At 32.5% G+C, this 17,821-nt stretch carries 18 protein-coding genes and 1 riboswitch; of the genes, 7 read left to right on the forward strand and 11 right to left on the reverse strand.

The genetic code is table 11. The annotated features are described in order from the left end of the window. Window positions 1–204: 204 nt before the first annotated feature. Both J2Z44_RS22115 and J2Z44_RS17850 read left to right on the forward strand, forming a co-directional pair. The gene (locus tag J2Z44_RS22115; RefSeq protein WP_021284142.1) at window positions 205–294 is read left to right on the forward strand and encodes a MerR family DNA-binding transcriptional regulator; all 90 of its coding nucleotides are present in this window, start codon (window positions 205–207) and stop codon (window positions 292–294) included. 81 nt (window positions 295–375) lie between these two features. Then, complete coding sequence (locus tag J2Z44_RS17850) at window positions 376–1,209, forward strand: MerR family transcriptional regulator (RefSeq protein ID WP_021284143.1); 834 nt, start codon at window positions 376–378, stop codon at window positions 1,207–1,209. A gap of 229 nt (window positions 1,210–1,438) precedes the next feature. Here the strand turns inward: J2Z44_RS17850 and J2Z44_RS17855 are convergent, their stop codons facing one another. Further along, window positions 1,439–1,915, reverse strand: coding sequence for an HAD domain-containing protein (locus J2Z44_RS17855; protein WP_021284144.1), 477 nt, complete (start codon window positions 1,913–1,915; stop codon window positions 1,439–1,441). Between the two features lie 177 nt (window positions 1,916–2,092). On the opposite strand from J2Z44_RS17855, the gene J2Z44_RS17860 reads away from it, so the two are divergent. Further along, window positions 2,093–2,920 carry an alpha/beta fold hydrolase gene (locus J2Z44_RS17860; RefSeq protein ID WP_021284145.1) on the forward strand — a complete coding sequence of 276 codons (828 nt, stop codon included), beginning with the start codon at window positions 2,093–2,095 and terminating at the stop codon, window positions 2,918–2,920. A gap of 147 nt (window positions 2,921–3,067) precedes the next feature. Continuing rightward, window positions 3,068–3,757 carry an HAD family hydrolase gene (locus J2Z44_RS17865; protein WP_021284146.1) on the forward strand — a complete coding sequence of 230 codons (690 nt, stop codon included), beginning with the start codon at window positions 3,068–3,070 and terminating at the stop codon, window positions 3,755–3,757. 195 nt (window positions 3,758–3,952) lie between these two features. Here J2Z44_RS17865 and J2Z44_RS17870 read toward each other — a convergent pair whose 3' ends face one another. Together J2Z44_RS17870 and J2Z44_RS17875 are read right to left on the reverse strand one after the other, a co-directional pair. Continuing rightward, entirely contained in the window at window positions 3,953–4,612 is a 660-nt protein-coding gene (locus J2Z44_RS17870; RefSeq protein WP_021284147.1) for an acyltransferase, read from the reverse strand. Window positions 4,613–4,840: 228 nt separating this feature from the next. Beyond that, entirely contained in the window at window positions 4,841–5,308 is a 468-nt protein-coding gene (locus J2Z44_RS17875; RefSeq protein WP_021284148.1) for a hypothetical protein, read from the reverse strand. Window positions 5,309–5,670: 362 nt separating this feature from the next. On the opposite strand from J2Z44_RS17875, the gene J2Z44_RS17880 reads away from it, so the two are divergent. After that, a complete protein-coding gene (locus J2Z44_RS17880; RefSeq protein ID WP_021284149.1) occupies window positions 5,671–6,252 on the forward strand; it encodes a histidine phosphatase family protein in 582 nt (193 codons plus the stop codon). A 126-nt stretch (window positions 6,253–6,378) separates the two neighbouring features. Continuing rightward, window positions 6,379–7,026, forward strand: a complete 648-nt coding sequence (locus J2Z44_RS17885) for a hypothetical protein (RefSeq protein ID WP_021284150.1) — start codon at window positions 6,379–6,381, stop codon at window positions 7,024–7,026. Window positions 7,027–7,232: 206 nt separating this feature from the next. Here J2Z44_RS17885 and J2Z44_RS17890 read toward each other — a convergent pair whose 3' ends face one another. The 8 genes from J2Z44_RS17890 to J2Z44_RS17925 form a co-directional block, all read right to left on the reverse strand. Then, window positions 7,233–8,648, reverse strand: coding sequence for an erythromycin esterase family protein (locus tag J2Z44_RS17890; protein WP_021284151.1), 1,416 nt, complete (start codon window positions 8,646–8,648; stop codon window positions 7,233–7,235). A gap of 316 nt (window positions 8,649–8,964) precedes the next feature. Further along, window positions 8,965–9,573, reverse strand: coding sequence for a thiamine phosphate synthase (locus tag J2Z44_RS17895; protein WP_021284152.1), 609 nt, complete (start codon window positions 9,571–9,573; stop codon window positions 8,965–8,967). Between the two features lie 35 nt (window positions 9,574–9,608). After that, on the reverse strand, window positions 9,609–10,922 hold the full coding sequence (gene thiC, locus J2Z44_RS17900) for a phosphomethylpyrimidine synthase ThiC (protein ID WP_021284153.1): 1,314 nt from the start codon (window positions 10,920–10,922) through the stop codon (window positions 9,609–9,611). 131 nt (window positions 10,923–11,053) lie between these two features. After that, window positions 11,054–12,163: a 2-iminoacetate synthase ThiH gene (gene thiH, locus J2Z44_RS17905; RefSeq protein WP_021284154.1), complete on the reverse strand. Its 1,110-nt coding sequence runs from the start codon at window positions 12,161–12,163 to the stop codon at window positions 11,054–11,056. Further along, window positions 12,163–12,939, reverse strand: coding sequence for a thiazole synthase (locus tag J2Z44_RS17910; RefSeq protein ID WP_021284155.1), 777 nt, complete (start codon window positions 12,937–12,939; stop codon window positions 12,163–12,165). Before J2Z44_RS17910 ends, thiH begins: the two co-directional genes overlap by 1 nt. Window positions 12,940–13,115: 176 nt before the next feature. Then, window positions 13,116–13,922 (reverse strand): sulfur carrier protein ThiS adenylyltransferase ThiF, encoded by an 807-nt coding sequence (thiF, locus tag J2Z44_RS17915; protein WP_209649899.1) that lies wholly within the window; start codon window positions 13,920–13,922, stop codon window positions 13,116–13,118. A gap of 1 nt (window position 13,923) precedes the next feature. Then, window positions 13,924–14,118, reverse strand: a complete 195-nt coding sequence (gene thiS, locus J2Z44_RS17920; RefSeq protein WP_021284158.1) for a sulfur carrier protein ThiS — start codon at window positions 14,116–14,118, stop codon at window positions 13,924–13,926. 263 nt (window positions 14,119–14,381) lie between these two features. Next, a riboswitch (TPP riboswitch) is annotated at window positions 14,382–14,480 on the reverse strand. A 105-nt stretch (window positions 14,481–14,585) separates the two neighbouring features. Then, entirely contained in the window at window positions 14,586–15,443 is an 858-nt protein-coding gene (locus tag J2Z44_RS17925) for an SDR family oxidoreductase (protein ID WP_021284159.1), read from the reverse strand. A 497-nt stretch (window positions 15,444–15,940) separates the two neighbouring features. Between J2Z44_RS17925 and J2Z44_RS17930 the strand changes: the two genes are divergently transcribed. Further along, entirely contained in the window at window positions 15,941–17,158 is a 1,218-nt protein-coding gene (locus J2Z44_RS17930) for an MFS transporter (RefSeq protein WP_021284160.1), read from the forward strand. The last annotated feature ends 663 nt before the right edge of the window (window positions 17,159–17,821 follow it).

A 17,821-nucleotide genomic window follows, 5' to 3' on the forward strand; every position in this document is an offset into this window, starting at 1 on the left:
TAAAATTACAAACTACTGTATGTTCTAATTATAACATTAGCTTCAATATGAACAATACTATCCCAGTAGTTATATGGTAAAATAAAACTACTAATATATAAGATAAGTTTTAAGGTGTACTTGTATTGTTATAATTATTAAATTATAACAATTGACTCTAACCCAAGGTTAGGATTTAGAATAACCTTGAAGGGAGGTAGAATCTTGAAAATTAGTGAGTTTGCAAAAAAATCAGGTGTAACTGTAAAAACATTGCTTCATTATGATAAGATTGGTCTATTACAACCATCTTAAAAAACAGAAGCAGGTTATAGAATTTATCGTGAGGAAGATTTTATTAAGCTTCAACAAATAACAACACTAAAGTTTGTAGGATTGTCCCTTGAAGAAATAAAACAACTTATAAACAAAAAATCCCCAGATATAAAAAGCATGATTAGTATTCAAACAAAAGCATTAGTAGAAAAGAAAAAACAAATTGAAACTGTTATTTCCGCTCTAAACAAAGCAGAAAACCAAATAAAAAATAATAATTTTCTGGAAGTTCAGCAACTTATTGATATTATCAAGATAACTAATATGGAAACAATAGCAAAGCAAAGATTTAATAATGCAAGTGAAAATTATGTTACAGGTAGTTATAAATGGAGGGCTGAAACAGCAGCGTTAATTAATAAATTGGTTAGCCCCACCATAGATGATGTTGTATTAGATATAGGCTGCGGCACAGGAAAACAATTAATAGAACTTTCTCAAGAAATACAATTAGCAATTGGAGTAGACATTAGTGAAGGTATGATTAAGCAGTGTAAAGAAAATGCACAAAGTGAAGGAACTCCAAATATTGAATTTTATGTAGGATCATTTGAAGAACCTGATTTAAATATTGATCTAAAATCAAAACACATCACGAAAATTATATCTAATTATGCACTACATCATTTGACTACAGAATACAAACAAAAGGTAATTGGAAAAATCATCAATTTACTTGGAGAGCATTTGCAAAGTATAGTTATAGGAGATTTAATGTTTTTTGAAAACCCTGATAATTATAAGGAAGATTTTTCTTTAGTAGGCTATGGACCAGAAGTAGATTTTCCTTCTAGTGTTGAAGAACTTAAAAATTGTTTCTTAAACTTTGATTTTAATGTTGAAGTATACAAATTGCACCCACTTGTTGGAGTTATAATTGCTTCAAGAAATTGATTTTTAGTATTGGACTTTTAAATTAAATAATGAACAAGTTCATTTGTTAACAACTTTGGAAGCAGACTTAGACCGAACAAACTATGTTTGTTACACCAAAGTAACATGACTCGGCTGAGCAACTGCCACTTTAGAAGATGGCAGGCTTGAAGCTGCGAAAATGTTGTTAAAACCTTTAAGAAAAAGCAAAAGCACTAATCTTTGTTAGATGAGTGCTTTTGCTATAAGTTTAACTAATTTTTTCAATAATACTTAAGCCATCTGCTTCTGTAATTCCTACATGACTATTTGTTCTAATTAAATGTTCATTAATTTCCTCATTCTCTAAGTCCAAGTCATCAAGAATAGCATACTTTTCAACACTTCTATGTTCATTTAACCAAGCAATAATCTCCTTAGCCTTTACATGACTAAAGGTTTTATTTGCTCGTATTTCATCTGTGCTGAAATCAGGTGTTTTATCGACTATTTTTATATTAAACTCACATAAGATATCATATAAGTATTGAGAATAACCTTCCTTTGGCATCATATTGTCATCAAACCATAGTTTCCAACCAGAAGATATAACAATAGCTGCATTTGTTTTATCGATTACTTTTTTTAAAGCCTCCACGTTTTTCTTATCAATTGGTTCATTGGGATTATTCTTTAGGAATTCCTCTGAATTAAGGACTCCATCAATATCCAAAAATATAACCTTCATGTATTCCCTCCCATTTGTGTAATTAATTATAATAGTTAATATGTATTATTATAACATTAGTTTCAATATAAGTAATACTATCCCAGTAATTATGTGGTAAAATTAAGTTGTTAACAACATATTGTTGAAGTTTTGGGGATATAAACAAACTCGACTAAATAATAGTGGGATAGGCAAATGTACATAGAAATGAGTGATAAAGTTAATCTATATGTAAAACAATCAGGTGAAGGGATTCCGTGTCTATTTATTCATGGTGGACCTGGAGAAGGAAGCCTTGATTTTGAGGCATTGGGTGGAAACTCTTTGGAGCGCTTTATGCAGATGATATATTTTGACCAAAGGGGATGCGCAAGGTCAAGTGGTAATGCTAGTGATGATTATTCCATTGAAAGAATAATTGATGATATTGAAGAGATAAGAAAAACCCTAGGAATATCTAAGTGGATAGTAATGGCTCATTCCTTTGGAGGAATTATAGCTGCTAATTACGCTTACAAATATGAGAAATTTATAGACAAGGTTATTTTATTAAATTGTACTCTTTCCATGGAGGATTCTTTTAGTAGTCAACTAGATTATGGAATTACGCTACTATCTAAGGAAGACTTACAATACGCAGAGGAAAGTTCTACTTTTGAGAAGTGGCAGCATGTAGTTGGTAAGCTTCTTGAAAAGGATATATTTTATAAGTTACAGTATAATGATTATAAAAACTTCTTAAAGGTCAATGCTAAAAGCGCCGAAATAGAAAACTTTAATGCAGTTATGGCTAATCAAGCTTTTAGTAATAAGGAATACTTTGCAAATTATTTTTATCTTACAGAAAAAGTTACAGTCCCTGTACTAATCATAACTGGCAATGAGGACTATGCTATTGGACCAGATCACCATAAGAATTTCCTGTTTCCTAATAAGAAAGTAAGAGCAATTCAGGGCAAACATATGCTATATCTTGAGAATAATGAACAGTTCAAATCAATTATTCAAGAGTTTGTTGGGTAAACTGTAGAATTAGGATTTGTTTCTTCACTGAAGCATTCTTAAACTACTTATTTACCACAAATATTAGATTACTGAATAAACTTTTTATCAAATTCATTAATTCTAAATCAGTTATGTTTTAACTTATTATGGGGAGGATTTAACAAAGTGAAAAAAATATTATTTTGGGATTTTCAAGGTACCTTAGCTCATAATGACTGGATGTTTAGTAAAGCACTGCATACAGTATTAATTAATAATGAACCTGACTCTAAAATCGGTATAGATAAATTCAAAGCTACTCCAATGATTGGGTTTCCGTGGCAAGATCACAAAAGAGATTATCTTCATTTAACTAAAAGTGAGGATTGGTGGAAGCATGCTGAGGAGATATTTACTAAATGCTATAGCTCTTTAGGACTACAAAAGGAAGTAGCCCTTCAATATGGAAAAGAAGTACGAGCATACCTTCTTAAGGGGGAGGACTTTATATTATATGATGATACCCTTGAAACTCTTAAGTACTTTAAGGATAAAGGGTATGAAAACATAATACTCTCGAATCATATTCCAGAGCTTCCAGAAATAGTTGGGCAGCTAGGCTTATCCTTATATGTGTCAGATTGCTTATCCTCTGCAAACATTGGTTATGAGAAGCCAAATCCTAAGATTTTTCATTATGCATTAGAAAAATATAATTACCCTGAGGACGTTTGGATGATAGGTGATAGCATAACTGCAGATGTAATGGGAGCTAAAGCTGTTGGGATGAAAGGAATTCTTGTAAGAGCTGACAACACAGACTCTGTTGAGTATTATTCTAAGGACCTAAGGGGAGTAACCAAAATAATTACTTAGACTTTATAATATATCAAGTTAAGGTCGGTACTAAATAACTTATGTATATATACCCATGATTTTTCTTATAAAATAAAGCCTATATCTTAAATCCATGATAACTTAAGATATAGGCTAACTTTCAATATTGCCCTTCCTTTAGCTCTGTTCCCTTATTAGAAAGGAAATCCTGGACAAATATTATAACTACTTAACCTATTTTCTCTCTACAATTTCACCGCTACTTTTTAAAATACTATTCTCTGGAATATAACCCCTCACAGAACATAATGGATAAACGATACTATCTTTTCCTAATATTGTCCCTGGGTTTAAAACTGCATTACATCCTACTTCCGATGAATCACCTAAAATTGCACCAAATTTTCTTAAACCAGTTTCAATAATATCTGTGCCATATTTTACTTTTACCAATGTTCCATTAGACTTTAAATTAGAGGTTATTGCACCTGCCCCTAAATGAGCTTTATACCCTAATATTGAATCACTAACATAATTGTAATGTGGAACCTGCACTTTGTTAAACAGAATTGAATTCTTAATTTCAGTTGAGTTTCCAACAACAACACCATTACCAATGATAACATTTCCTCTAATATAAGCAGAATGTCTGATTTCGCAATTATAACCAATTATCGCAGGACCTTTTATAAGAGCACTTTTTTCAATAGTGGTTCCTTTGCCAACCCATATAAATTCATCTATTCTTTCAAAATCATTTGGCAGAGTTTTTGCGTATTCAAGAATAAAATCATTAATACTTGTAAGAACTTCCCAAGGATACTTAACCCCACAAAATATTGCTTGTGCATCTAATTCACTCAGTGTAAAAAGTTCATCAACAGAAATCCCCATAATAATCCTCCTTAATATATTTCCCAATAGATTACCACTATGACTTAATTCATAAGAAAAGTGTATGACACTTACCATTTTATTACATTATTTTTCAATATACTTAATTTACTTTTATTTTAAAATATCATATTATTCAGTTTTTAAAGATTATTATCCTAACTTTAAATTTAAGTAGTTGCATCGCTTTTTTATCATATTGCATTCAAAGATATGTTGATTTGGAAGTTACTCAAGTTTTCTCAGCCCTTCAAAAAGCTCGTTATATGATTTTTGATTTTTACATCTGCCATATGACAGCTCTTTATTATCACCAAACTCAAGAAGAAAACACTTTGCCAATTCTTCTACTGTTTGTTCTAATGATATAAAGAATTGATTATATGCAAAATCATAGGCTGGTGTTCCTTCTTTAAAATTAGCAGTAATTAGAGATTCTGTAACTTGGTCAAGTGGGTACATTTTCAAATGAAACAACTCGTGAACAATTACTTCTTCAAGATTTTCTTGTTTGGGATTAGCTCTGTTGAGAAGCAGAACAGCTTTTCTATCATCACAATCAATCTTTATATCTCCTGTTTTTCTCCAGTTAAAATCATCAACAAATTCGAGTCGAATATCCCAGTATGGTGATATCCTCAGTTTCTTGCACCAAAATTCAAATGATTGAAATATTTTATTCTCATCAACTATCATTTTTTCACCTCATAAAATATAAATATTTTTAGTTCGTCGTTAAAATTCAATTATGAACTAACCTAACTCCATGTTATGTGCACACCCTACTATATGCAATTTGGATAAATAGTTGTAATAAGTACACCCTCTTAAGTTCTCATTTCTCATAATCTCTTTCTGAAATATTATACCATATATTGTATTATATTACTTATTTTACACACTGATTCTTTGAAGTAATATTATTACCTTCAATATAATAACTACAAATTCAGTAATTATATGGTAAAATTTAAGTGTAGAATAATATATTACGGAAACTCTTGGGCATATATGGAATCAAAGCCTAGGTAGTCCTAAGTAGGGGGAAATTAAACATTATGACAAGTATATATTTTGTTAGGCATGCCCAACCTGATCATGGATGGGAGGATGATATAACACGTCCTTTAAGTGATGCGGGACTAGAAGATAGTAAAAAAGTAACTAAGCTTTTTAGGGATTATAAAATAGACTGCTATATATCAAGCCCTTATAAAAGAAGTGTTGATACAATAAGAGAAAGTTCAGCTGAAAAGGGGTTACCTATTCATGAGGATGAAAGATTTAGGGAACGTAAGTCAGGTGTAGGTGGCAACAATATGGAAATGTTTCATAAAAGGTGGAGTGATTTAAACTTTTGCGAAGATGGGGGCGAATCCCTTAGTATGGTTCAAAAGCGTAACATTGAGGCGATCCTTGAAGTGTTAAATACTCATAAAGATAAAAACATTGTAATTGGAACCCATGGCACAGCTTTAAGTACTATTCTTAATTATTTTACTCCATCCTATAACTGTAATGACTTTTTAAGAATCATTGACTTTATGCCCTATATTATACGCCTTGATTTTAATGGCACAACCTTAGTAGGAAAAGAAGAATTGTTGATTATAAAAAAAGAATTTAAGGGAAAGAAATAATTATATTTATTTATCACAACTGTAAGTTATCTTAATTTACAAAAATTATGAGTTAAACCTTATGGTAAATTACCAGATTTCTTAGAAGTATACTTACATAAAAGATTTTTTGTTTGGAGATTAAGTATGAGAGTTTTAATAGGACAACCCGTTCATGAAGAAGGACTAAGTCAACTGGAGAGGGATATCAAAACTACTACTGGAATTGATATTGTACTCTATCCTGAAGGATATATTTTAAATGAAAAAGTATTGGAGGCTGCTTGCAGTATAGCAAAGGAAAATAAGGTAATGATAATTACCTCCTATAAGAAGGACAATAAAAATAGAGCTGTAATAATTAGTGACACTGGAGATATAATTTTAGAAAGAGCAAAGACTCTGCCAGATGATAATGAAGAATTAGTTCAGCCACTTACAGTTAATTATAATGGCATAAACATTGGCTATGTACTCTGTATGGAGATATTGAAAGGTATGAGAGATTTGAAAAATGTGGGGAAAAACATTAATTTTATTGCTCACCCAATTGGTGTAGGGATGTTTAGTGACGAGCAGTTTGACCTATGGATAAATGAGGCTAAAAAAATTGCTAAGACCTATAAAACAATTATAATGAGTGCAAGTCATTCTGATGGCTCCTATAGAAATTGTGGCATATCTCTTCCTATTTCCTATTGTATTGATAGCACTGGAGAACCTATATACATATCAAAGTCCGATACTAGGGCACGTATTGTAGATTTGGATACAAAAGAAGTTACGGTATTATAATCATTTTGCTAAAAGGTTATTTTTATTGATAGAATCACGAAAAATAACTTGCAGTGATTTAGTTATTTAAAATTATAGGTCCATTTTTAAAACTAGCAGCTTAAAGAGAATGCTAAATACAACTAGATATATCTATGCAATACGCCTATTGCATTCAATATAAATAAGAAAAGCTTAGTGCAATGAACACTAAGCTTCTTCTATATCTATTCCTTAATCATTTTTGATTCCGTTGTATTGCTAATAAATATTAGTCCATCATAGTCTCTTATAGGTTTTTGCAACTCAAAGGTTTGGTCTTCAACACCAGTATACACGGCTCTTATAAAGTGCATATATTGACCCGTGCTTAAAAACTTATTTACCTTACGATTTTTTGCAGCAGATTTAAAATCTATAAAGCCTAAAGGTATGCTTGTGTTATTTAAAACACTAGCAAACGCCTTTTCATTACATTTTTCAATTGTAAATTTTTCAAGTGAAATTACGCTATTTGTGGCTGGGTCAAATTTTAAAGCATTAAAGGTTCCAGAATAAAATTCAAAACCTATGGAATAATACTTACTCCCATATAAATCTTTAAGCCGGCCTCCCATTGTAGAATAATTTGAATAGGACATGCTTACATGTCCATTATGTGCCCAAAGCATAACCTTATCATTACCAAAACCACTCTCGTAATCAAGAATCCATTTTACATTTTCCGCCATAGATTTATCTCTAAAGTTAAAGCCCTCTTGATCATCTGTTGTTAATTTTAGGTTCATTTCCATCTCTTTAACACATTGACTTATATTCTTCAACAGTTGTAGGGCCATTTTATATTCAGCTTCAGATGAATTTTTAAGAAACGTTTCTTTATCCCTATTTAGTAAGTCTTGCAATTGAGCAATATTAGCTTCTATAGTTGCAAAATCCACTATAGATGAACTATTGATGTCCACTCCTCTTGATTTTGCAAGCCTTTCTAGAGCCTCCTTCTGACTGCTTTCATATACTCCTTCTAGTTTCTTTAACTTATCTATATATTCTTTATAATTACTACTATCGACTTTCTCTAAATATCCTATTAACCTCTTAACACTTTCATTTGGATTTTGCATATCAAAACCATAGAATTTAATTTTTCTTTCATTATTGTTGTTAAATTCTCTCATCCATTCAATCATTTCCACTACTTCTTCTGTATCTCCGATCCAAGACATAGCTTTCAAACCATCTCTTGCACTACCAGTTCCATTTAAAATGTAATCATTTATAACCTGAGCTGCCCCAAATTCTCCTTCAATTGCAAAGACTCTAAAATCCATTTCTTCTACTAGAAATTCAAACATCCTGTGCTTCATTTTAAAGAAGTCACTTGTACCATGAGTAGCTTCCCCCATTGCCACAATTTGTTTATCCTTTAACATTTCTTTTAAAGGTTCCATATCCTCAAAACCACTTTTAGCCTGAACAGTTTTTAATGGAACCATTTCTTTCTTTAAGGCTTCAGATACATCACCTGTTCCCCCTGAAAACACCTTGTACCCCACAAAAGCTACAACTAAAGCTGCTACAATCATAAAAGATTTCACTTTATTAACTTTGTTTTTCTTTTCCTCCATGTAAACTTCCCCCATTTTTCTATACCCCCATAATTTTATTTATTTAATCACCTTTGTAAGCTCATTTATCACCACAATTCCTTTACATTTGAAAGTTTATATAAATTAACTTTGTTATTAAGTTCATTAATAAACAATATCCTTACTAAATTTTTTTGAAAGACTTAACCTTTTTGCATCATGATTATCAACATAAATGATGCTTATATGAATTATATCACCACAGTGATTTGAGAAAAACAGCTACCTTGCTAAAATCTTTAACATTTTCAGCTTATTGCTACCTTTTTATGAAAACTTAAGTATTAGTAAATATCTAAAAAAACCAAGGCTATTTACCTTGGTTTGTATTTGCTAAAATATCTTTAAACCTACAAGCTACCTCATAAGGCTCCTTAGCTGCCATTATAGCAGACATTACCGCAAGCCCTTGTGCTCCAGCTTCCATTACTTCTCTTCCATTTTCTAAACTAATGCCCCCTAAAGCAATAACAGGTATTTTAACTTTTTCCTTAATAGCTTTAATAAAAGCTATGCCCTTTGGCTCTGCCCCAGGTTTACACTGGGTTTCAAAGATTGGGCTAGCTAAGATGTAGCTAGCTCCCATTTTCTCTACCTCTATAGCTTCTTCTAAGGAGTGAATTGACACTCCTATTTCACCTGGGAATTTTGGTGCTTCCTTTATAAAGTATTCATAGGAACAATGGATTCCATGAGCCTTTACTTCCCTTGCCACTTCTATATTGCTATTAATTATTAATTTGCACTTTGTGTGTTTTATTCTTTCTTTTATATCTAAGGCAATGGTGAAAAGCTCATGGAAGTCTAAGTCTTTTTCTCTTAGAATTATTACCTCAACCCCTCCTTTTGCAGCAGCCTCGGCTACTTCTGAAAGGCTTCCCTTTGCGATTAGCTTTCTATTAGTTATTAAATAGAGCATTTTTTACTCTCCTTAAGCCATGTACAACCTTGTGCCTATTCATCTGTTCTTAAGATATTAATGTTTTTCCCACTCATTATCTTATTCATATTTCTCATAGAACACATTTTTCCACACATAGTACAGCTATCCTCATGCTCTGGAGTTGATTCTTTTCTATATCTTCTAGCTTTTTCTGGGTCTATAGCAAGGTCAAACATCTTATTCCAATTAAGTTCTTGTCTTGCTGTGCTCATTTCATTATCCCAGTCCCTTGCCCCTTTTATATTTTTAGCAATATCCGCTGCATGTGCTGCAATTTTTGTAGCTATTATTCCTTCCTTCATATCTTCTAGGTTTGGAAGTCTTAAATGCTCAGCTGGTGTAACATAACATAAAAAGTCTGCCCCATTTGCTGCTGCAATAGCACCTCCTATAGCACTTGTTATATGGTCATAGCCTGGTGCTATATCAGTAACTATTGGTCCTAAAACATAGAAAGGTGCTCCATGACAAAGCTTCTTTTCAAGGATCATGTTTGATGCAATTTCATTTATTGCCATATGTCCTGGCCCTTCAATGATAATCTGTACATTTCTCTCCCACGCTCTTAGGGTAAGTTCTCCAAGTACCATAAGCTCTTTAATTTGGCAGGCATCTGTAGAATCATTTATAGAGCCTGGCCTACAAGCATCTCCAAGACTTAGGGTTAAGTCATATTTTTCGCAAATATCCAAAAGTCTATCATAGTGCTCATAGAAAGGGTTTTCTGCATTGTTAAGCTCCATCCAAGCATACATTAAGGAGCCCCCTCTTGAAACTATGTTGGTAAGTCTTTTATTTCTTTTGAAGGTATTAATAGTTTCTCTATTTAAACCAGCATGAATGGTTACAAAATCTACCCCATCCTCTGCGTGTTTTTCAACTACCTGAAAGAATTCATCTACTGTAATATCACTCAATTCCTTATCATAAAAACCCACTGCATCATAAACTGGCACTGTCCCTATCATTGCAGGTGACATTTCTATAAGAGCCTTTCTAAACTCTGCAGTTTTACCGTAAGAGCTTAAATCCATTATAGCTTCTGCCTTCATTTCAAGAGCAGCCTTTACCTTTTCCATTTCTACTTCAAAGCTCTTGCAATCCTTAGAAACTCCAAGATTAACATTGATTTTTGTTCTTAGACCTTCTCCTACTCCTTCTGGGTTTAAAGCCTTATGATTTTTGTTTGCAGGTATTGCAACTCTTCCCTTTGCTACAAGTTCCCTTAAAGTTTCAACCTCCATGCCTTCTTTCTTAGCAACGGTATCCATTTCCCAAGTTATGATACCTTTTTTTGCCGCATCCATTTGTGTTGTATAATCCATTTTAAAATCCCCCTTTAAACTCTTTTTAATTTAGTACATTGTTAAAAATCAATTTACCCTAGTGGCTATACTAGGTCTATTTCGCTTTTATTTTTGCCTATAACTTTATTTCCTTACTAGCATCTTAGTCATTAATTCTCTAAATTCATCCAATCCTTTAATATTGGCTGATACCCCTTGGCTTTTATAGCTAATTTCATTTCTTCTACAGTTCTTTTGTCTGATATTTCAAACTGTGCACTTCCTTTATCAGAATTTCCATGTCCTCCAACTTCCGTGGAAACTCCTGCAGACATCTTGGTAACCCCTAGTGATATTAGATTATCTCTAAAGGCTTCCCTTTCTCTTGTGGATACATTAATTCCAGCTTGAGGAAGAAAAATTCTATAGGCTAATAGGACTTGAACTAAGTTTATATCACTAACAGGTTGAATATCTTCAAAGACTCCTACATGAGGTCTTATTCTTGGAAGTGATAGACCAACCTCCACCTGTGGGTAGTTATCTTGAAGATACTTTCCATGAAGTCCTGACATAAAGGCTTCAACTCTCCAATTATTTAGTCCTAAAAGTGCTCCTATATTCACTGACCTCATGTTAGCCTTGCACCCTCTTTCTGGTGCATCTAATCTAAATTTATAGTTTTTCTTTGGTCCCGCTACATGGACCTTATTGTAGATTTCTTCATCATAAACTTCTTGGTATACAGTTAACCCATCTACTCCTGCCTTTACAACTTCCCTATATTCTTCTTCTGTCAAAGGATATATTTCTATTGAAACTGATTGGAAATACTTCTTTAAAATTCCTATAGCTTCAATAATGTAAGAAAGAGGAGTATCCTTTTTTGATTCTCCAGTTAGTAGAAGAATATGCTTTAAGCCTGTTTTTGAAATTTCCTCAGCTTCTTTTTCAATTTCTTCCATAGTAAGCTGCTTTCTTTGGATATTATTTTCTATATTATAGCTACAATAAGCACATTTATTTACGCAGTGATTTGCAATGTATATTGGGGTATAAAGTAGTATGGATTTTCCAAAGTGGTGTAGACTCAATACATGAGCCCTTTGTGCCATAACCTCTATAACCTCCTCAGCTGCTGGAGCTAAAAGGGTTAAAAAATCCATAGGACTTAACTTATCTTTAGAAATAACTCTTAGCACCTGTTCCTTAGTTATCTTTGAAAAAAAATCTTCAAAGTCTAAGTCCTTATAGGAAACATACTCTTCATAAAAACTCATTACTTATCACCTTCAAATAAAAATCCTGTTAGAGGTGAAGATGGGTCTGCATATCTTTTCTCCTCACCAAGCTTTGCTCTATAAGCAATTCTTCCTGCTCTCACAGCTAGTGAAAAGGCTTCTGCCATAGCAATTGGATTTTCAGCTGAAGCAATAGCAGTATTCACAAGTACTGCAGCTGCTCCCATCTCCATTGCTTCTGCTGCTTCTGATGGCTTTCCTATTCCTGCATCAACTATGATTGGTGCTTTTATTTCATCTATGAGGATTTGCACAAGCTCCTTAGTTCTAATTCCTCTATTTGTACCAATAGGTGCTCCAAGAGGCATAACTGCAGCGGCTCCTGCCTCTACAAGTCTTTTAGCTGACATTAAATCTGGACTCATATAGGGAAGCACTATAAATCCTTCCTTTGCAAGAATTTCTGTTGCTTTAATGGTTTCAAAGTTATCTGGTAAAAGATATTTATTATCAGAAATAACCTCTATTTTTACCCAGTTTCCACAACCCATTGCCCTTGCAAGTCTTGCAATTCTAACTGCTTCCTCTGCATTTCTTGCTCCTGAAGTGTTAGGTAAAAGCACTATGTCCTTAGGAAGGTGCCCTAGAATGTTTTCCTCCCTGTCATCTAAATCTACTCTTCTAACCGCAGTGGTAACCACCTGAGTATTACAGGCCTTAATAATATCTGGCATTATAGCATTGGTGCTATATTTTCCTGTGCCTATAAATAATCTGCTCTTTAGCTCTACTCCACCCAAAATAAGATTGTCCATACAATTCCCCTCTTTCTATATTTTTTATGATTATCTGGCTAACTCCTTAGTTTTCCTAATGCTCTCTATAAAAAGTCTTGTTTTTATTAGCACAGTAGCCCCATACTAATTTGACTTTGTATCTATCTTAAAGCTTATAACTTTGTGGCTAATGTTGAATATTTAGTATAAGTCTCCTATACCTCTGTTTCTCCTAGAATTATTCTCATCACTGTATTAGCTTGGTGATTTGCAGCTATATTCACCCTTGGTGCCATGAGTCCACAGCCTACTTTAGCCTCTGAAACTCCATCTCCAATTAGATAGAACTTCTCTCCTAGCTTTTTAGTTATAATTGTATTGTTTGAAAAGTAACCTGCCATACCTGAGGCTGCAACAATATACCTATCTTTCATCCTTGTAAGCACTGTGGTTGTAAGTTCTGCTTTACATACTGGATTATCAAAAGCCTCAACTATTACTTCAGCTTCTTTAAATACTTCCTCTATATTGGTTTTATCTAAGTAAGTGTCCACTGTTTCTACTGTTATAAAAGGATTTATATCCTCTAAAAGCTTTTTCATTGCCTCAGTTTTTTTCATGCCAATATGCTTTATAAAATACTGCTGCCTATTTAAATTGCTTGGTTCTACCACATCAAAATCTACAAGTACTAGTTTTCCTACCCCTACTCTTGCTAAGGCTACAGCTATATTTGAGCCAAGTCCTCCAAGACCTGCAATCCCAACTGTTGCCTTCTTTAACTTCTCATGAACCCCTGGAGTATGCCTTGATACTAAAAGCCCTTCCATGTCCTCCTGTGAAGGTGTTTCTCCTCTTTTTATAAAACTAAGCTTATCTCCTTCTTTTAGGACTGCATCCTCCTTAAGAATAAAACCATTAAGAATAACAATATCTGCATCCTTTTTCCTTCTATCTCTTAAGGAAAAAGCGGTTTCTTCTACTTTAACCTCAACTAGCTTCTCATTAATATATAGCTTCAACTTAACCGCCTCCTACAAAGCTTACAATCTCTACCTTATCTTCTTTATTTAAGATAACTTCTGAAAACTGCTCCTTTGTTATGATATTGTAGTTTACTTCTACAACTACTCTGTTCTCTGAGATAGAAAGGTTTTTAAGTAGTTCAAGAACAGTTAAGTTTTCTGCAAAATCCATTTCCTTACCATTAACTATCATTTTGGTCCTCCTTCTTCAAAAAACTTTTATTTAAAACAAATAAAATAAGCCCCACCCTTTAAGGGTGAGGCTGAGTTCTTTGACCTGATATTTAAATTGTAAGTATACTAAACGTTTAAGTATCTACAGGGCTTCAGGCTTAAATTCTTTTAAAGAACTGCTAGTTCTTAACAAACTAAAGAATTTTTCCATTGTTGAAGCTTTGAATTTTGTTTCCTATAAATAAAAAAGCTTGCCAAGGGCAAGCTATATCTTCGTTTTAATAAACTTAAATTCAGCTTTCCTACGGTGATTCTAATCACATCAGGTTCAAAGGGTTAGGATTTCTCCCTCTCAGCTTTTCAGCACCCCTAGCACGTATATTTATTTGTACAACTTTATTATATCTTACGAACATTGTTGTGTAAATATTCCAAATTGTTAACTTTCTGTGTGCCTTGTTAATATGCACCCTAAGATTGTTGCTCCTAGCTTTTTCTACTACTTATTCCTTCTATAATCTCCTCACTAAACTGCCATAGCTTTTCTGCCAGGTGTTCGTTATAAGATAACATAGAAGACTTTATAGGCTTTTTCTTATAAAAGTACTTCCCTGTGATACCTTGAACATCACTTGACGTTGCTAGGTAAATAGCAGTGTCTGCTCCTTCTCTTGGAGTTTGGAAAAAGGGTTTTAGAGTTTTTGTAATTAAAGTTCCAAAGCCTGTTTTTCGGTTTATGCCCATATTAGTTGCAACAGCCCCTGGGTGAAGGCAATTGGCCGTTACATTTGTTCCCTTTAGCTTTCTAGCTAATTCATAGGTAAATAGAATGTTTGCAAGCTTTGATTGGGCATAAGCTCTCCATAATGTATAATTCTTATCTAAATTAATATCCTCAAAATGAATTCTTCCTATTTTGTGTGCACCAGAGGCTACATTTATAATTCTCCCTGTTGGAGATTTTTTAATCAAGTCTAAAAGCTCTTTTGTAAGAAAAAAATGCCCCAGGTGATTAACCCCAAACTGAAGCTCTAAGCCATCTTTAGTCCTATGTTTTCCTGGAAGAATTACTCCTGCATTATTAATTAATATATCTAGCTTTTCAAATCTCTTCTTGAATTCTTTAGTAAATTCTTTTATTTCTTTAATTGAACCTAAATCGCAAAGCATAAGCTCCACTGAAGGATTGTTACTTTGCTGTTTAACTTCCTCTAAAGCTTCAATTCCTCTTTGTTTATCTCTGCAAACCATGATAACCTTGGCTCCAAGTTTTGCAATTTCAATACAAGTAGCCTTTCCCATACCTGAACTTGCTCCCGTGACAAGAACTATTTTATCTTTCATTTTAACACCTCAATTTAGGAGTTTTTCATATCTAAATAACATTTTTAAAGCTGCAAGTTTGCCAGCTTATATAGAGAATTTAACTCAGCCTTCAAGGATTTCAATACTTTTTTGAAGAAGCTTTAATTAGTGAAAATATTAAAAGGAATGGAAGAATAAGAGTAAACAAAACCAGCATAATTAATTTTAATGTCACAGACATCTGATCATTGGTAAACCTCAATTCCACATTAAATTGTGTAGTGCAAACCACTTGTAATATAAAGCAAATCAATATGTAATAAAAAATATATTCTGCTATTATTTGTATCATGAACTCACTCTTTCTACATAATGGAATTTTAATTATATTTATTATATCCTAAACTACTATTGTAGTATTAAATTGCGCATATTTCCCTAATTTAATTATAGCACATAAAAAATGTAAAATATAGACTATTATTTTCCATATTTTACAACTAAACTAGTATTATAATAGTTTAGGGGTTGGTGCTTTGTACAAAGATTTATTTAAAAACAAAAACTTTGCTTTATTATCTACGGGAGGTTTTATATCTTCTATCGGTGATTATCTTTATAACATTGGTGTCACGGTATACTTGTATAACTTAACAAACTCTGTAGGTGCTGTAGCTCTCATGTGGCTTTCCAGGGCTGTTTTGAGGATTCCTCTTCTTTATTTATCTGGATTTATAGCTGACTATTTTAATAAGAAAAAAGTTATTATGATTACAAACCTAGCTAGTGTTATTTTTGCCGTTCTCTTTACTTTAGTTAATGATCATAGGTTATGGCTGGTGTATATTTTAGCCTTCATTTTACAGTCTTTAAATGACATTGATGTAAGCTCTGAAACTGCTATTCTTCCTGAAATAGTATCAAAAGAAGAGCTGTCTTACTCTAATTCCGTTTTCTCATTTTTACAATCCACTAGTGTTTTTCTTTCCCCTGCTATTGGTGGAATCCTTTATAAGCTTTATGGCTGCAATATTTTATTTGTTATCAATGCTATAAGCTTTTTAATTTCTGGACTTTTATTTAGTTTTATAAACTATAACTTTGTAAAACCTGGTGAAGCTGCAACAGGTGTTGGACTAATAAAAAGCGGTATTGAAGGCTATAAGATATTTTCAAGATATTCTAGTGTTAAAACTGTTTTTGTTATAATGAGCTTATTTGCAATTCTAGGAAGATTTTATGAAACCTATAAAGTAGCAGTTTCTGATGTGTTATTAAAGCTAAATCCTGAAGGCATTATTTACTTTTCTTATGCCTTGGCTGTGGGAGGACTTTTAGTTCCTTTTCTTGTTAAAGCTTTATCTAAGAAAAATCATGTAACTTTGTTTACTCTTTCAACTGTAATAATTGCCCTTGGATATATAGTTTTTGGGTATTCTAAAAGCTTTGTAATTACCTTTGGGGTTTTAATCATTTTAGGCTTAGCTCAAAACCTTCAGGGCATCTATTCTAGTACCATAATACAAAACACCATACCTAAAGAGTATATTGGAAGGGTTTTCTCCTTTTATAAAATACTTTTAACTCTCTTTGCAATCTTAGGGCTATTAATTGCTACTCCCCTATATAACTTAATTGGTATAGGTAATTCCTTCGCAAGCATTGCCCTAATACTAATTATCCTATGTATTTTGAACTTAAAAGGAAGTTTCAACAAAACTGTAGATAATGCTTTAGATATTAAAGAAATATAATTATTCATAAATAAGAGGCCTAAATGTTAATTTGCTTGGCAAGTTAACATTTAGGCTAATTTTTTTGAAAGTTTAACTTTATATTTCATCTCTGTTAATACGATATTTACGCTTACATATAAATTTTCCTGTTGTAACAATTACATAATCTTTATCTACTGATAAATCAATTATATTTGAGTTTCTATAGTCCTCTCCAGCCATTACAACAATAAAAAATGATATTAAACCATAACCTTTTTATTTCGACTATAAAAATCAAGATTAAACTTCTTGGACTTGATATAGAAGTTAACAGCAAAGAGAAAAAGCACCCATCCGACCAAGATTAGTGCTTATCTCTTAATTAATAAAACAATTTAATTAAATCCAATAGCCTTAAAACTAAAAACGTTCTAGGATAGCTTAGTGTTTGCCTCACTAAACTTTTCTTATTTATCATATTCCTCAATAAAACTCTTTCTTAATTTAAAGTAACAAACTGTTGCAAGTGCTATACCAATTAAGGATGCAATAATGTCATTATTATCCCATGACCCTAATTTGAAAACTACGTGTATATACTCTATAACACCACTTTACAACAAAATTAACTTACTTCATCTAAGTGAATTAAGGAATTAATTACCTCTAAAGCCCTATCATTAATTTTGCGCTTTTGTA

The sequence above is a fragment of the Clostridium punense genome (genome assembly GCF_017874425.1).
Lineage (GTDB): Bacteria > Bacillota > Clostridia > Clostridiales > Clostridiaceae > Clostridium_J > Clostridium_J punense.